2 protein-coding genes are annotated in these 2,402 nt (G+C 72.1%); one reads left to right on the plus strand and one right to left on the minus strand.

All coding sequences use genetic code 11. The features are described 5' to 3' along the window. The coding region (lysS, locus tag AB0M20_RS38470) for a lysine--tRNA ligase (RefSeq protein ID WP_364305850.1) at positions 1-1,193 on the minus strand (1,193 nt) is incomplete at its 3' end. Positions 1,194-1,320: 127 nt separating this feature from the next. On the opposite strand from lysS, the gene AB0M20_RS38475 reads away from it, so the two are divergent. Next, on the plus strand, positions 1,321-2,402 hold a 1,082-nt coding region (locus AB0M20_RS38475), incomplete at its 3' end, for a phosphotransferase (RefSeq protein WP_364305852.1).

The raw sequence follows: 2,402 nt of genomic DNA on the forward strand, positions 1-2,402 counted from the left end.
GTGATGTCGGCGACCGAGGCCAGCATGCGGTAGGACAGCGGTCGCGGCGTCACCGGCAGCTCCGCCTCGGCGGTGCGGCCCGCCCGGTCGTAGGCGAGGGCGTCGAAGGCCGGGGCGGTGCCGGCGGCGACCTTGGCGCCGAGCGCGTCCCACTCGTCGTACAGCCGGTGGATCTCCTGGTCGAAGGCCACCTTGAAGCTCTGGTTGGGGCGGCGGCGGGCGTACAGCCAGCGCAGCAGCGGGGCCTCCATGATGCGCAGCGCGTCGGCGGGGGTGGGCACGCCGCCTCGCGAGCTGCTCATCTTGGCCATGCCGGTGATGCCGACGAAGGCGTACATCGGGCCGATCGGCCCCTCGGCGCCGAAGACCTCGCGGATGATCTGCGTGCCGACCGTGAACGACGAGCCGGGGGAGTTGTGGTCGACGCCGGAGGGCTCGAAGACCACGCCCTCGTACGCCCAGCGCATCGGCCAGTCGACCTTCCAGACCAGCTTGCCGTGGTTGAACTCGGTCAGCTTGACGGTCTCGCCGTGCCCGTACGCGCAGGTGTAGGTCAGCTCGGTGGTCTCGTCGTCATACGCCGTGACGGTCGTCGAGTCCCGCTCGCAGACCGTGCAGTACGGCTTGTACGGCGAGTACAGCGCGCCGGCGCCGGCATCGTCGTCCCGGTCAGCGGTCTCGGTCGCCTTGGTGCGGTACTGGCCGAGGATGGCGTCGATCTTGGCCCGCGACCGCATCGCCAGCAGGATCTGCTCCCGGTACGCGCCGGAGGTGTACATCTGCGTCTGGCTGATGCTCCGGAAGACCACCCCGAGCTCGGCCAGGGAGTCCGCCATGCCGGCCTTGAAGTGCTCGGCCCAGTTGGGGTGCGCGCTGCCGGCGGGCGCGGGCACCGAGGTCAGCGGCTTGCCGATGTGCTCGGCCCAGCTCTCGTCGACACCGGCCGGCACCTTGCGGAACCGGTCGTAGTCGTCCCACGAGATCAGGTGCACGCACTCGTGGCCGCGGCGGCGGATCTCGTCGGCGACCAGGTGCGGGGTCATCACCTCGCGCAGGTTGCCGAGGTGGATGGGCCCGGAGGGGCTCAGCCCGGAGGCGCAGACGATCGGCTTGCCGGGCGCCCGGCGCTCGGCCTCGGCGATGACCTCGTCCGCGAAGCGGTTGACCCAATCCGACTCGGCACTGGCAGACATGGCGCATATCCTCCCAGCCGCCGCCGCACCGGCTGACGGCACCCTGTCCCCGAATGGCGGAGCTCACCTCCTGCCGGCCCTTGTACGGTTTCGGGAGATCAAGCGTTCTCGGCCGGGACCGGTGACCATGAGCGATGCGTACGCGCTGCCCACCCCGCAGCTGCCGGCCGAGCAGGCGCGCTCGCTGGTCGCCGAGCGGTGGGGGATCGAGGGCGGGGCCACCGTCCTCGGCAGCCAGCAGGACGCCAACTTCCGCATCGACGGGCCCGAGCGGTATGTGCTGAAGGTGTCAAACCCGGCCTTCACCGAGGCCGAGCTGGCCGCCCAGGAGCAGGCCGCCGCGCACCTCGCCGCTCGCGAGCCGGGCCTGCTGATCCCGCGGTCGATGCCCGGCACCGACGGCCGGACGCTACAGCCCGTCACCGTCGGCGGACGGCCCACCTGGATGCGGCTGTTGACCTTCCTGGAGGGCGGGGTGCTCAGCGACAGCCGCTATCTCGCACCCTCGGTCGTCGCGGCGCTGGGCGACCTGATCGGCCGGACCTCCCGGGCGCTGGCCACCTTCGACGGCCGTGTCCCGCCCCGCATCCTGCAATGGGATCTCCGCCACGCCGCCGAGGTGGTGGACCGGCTCGCGCAGTTCGTGGACGAGCCGGAGGCCGTCCGCGACGCCGCCGCGAAGGCCGAGGCCGCCCTCGCGCCGCACCGGGACCGCCTGCCGGTCCAGGTGATCCACGGCGACCTGACCGACGACAACGTGATCGCCGCCCTGGATCCCGCGGGGCGGCGGCGGCCGGCGGGCGTCATCGACTTCGGCGACCTGACCGAGAGCTGGGCGATCGGTGAGCTCGCCGTGACGCTCTCGTCGCTGCTGTTCTACGCCGAGGACGACCTCAGCCTCGTCGTCCCCGCCGTCCGGGCGTTCGAGGCGGTCCGGCCGATCTCCGACGACGAGTTCGCCGCGTTGTGGCCGCTGGTCGTGCTGCGGGCGGCGACGCTCGCGGTGAGCGGCCGGCATCAGGCGCACATCGATCCCGGCAACACCTACGCGACCGAGAACCTTGACCGCGAGTGGCGCATCTTCGAGCGGGCGGTCTCCGTCCCGATCGAGGTGATGACCGCCCTGCTGCGCGGCCCGGCCGCACGGTCGCGAGTCTCCGGGCGGCCCGTCCTGCCGGGCGAGTTCGAGAAGCTGGATCTCTCCACGAC

Origin of the sequence: Actinoplanes sp. NPDC051633 (assembly GCF_040681735.1) — a bacterium.
Taxonomy (GTDB): Bacteria; Actinomycetota; Actinomycetes; order Mycobacteriales; family Micromonosporaceae; genus Actinoplanes.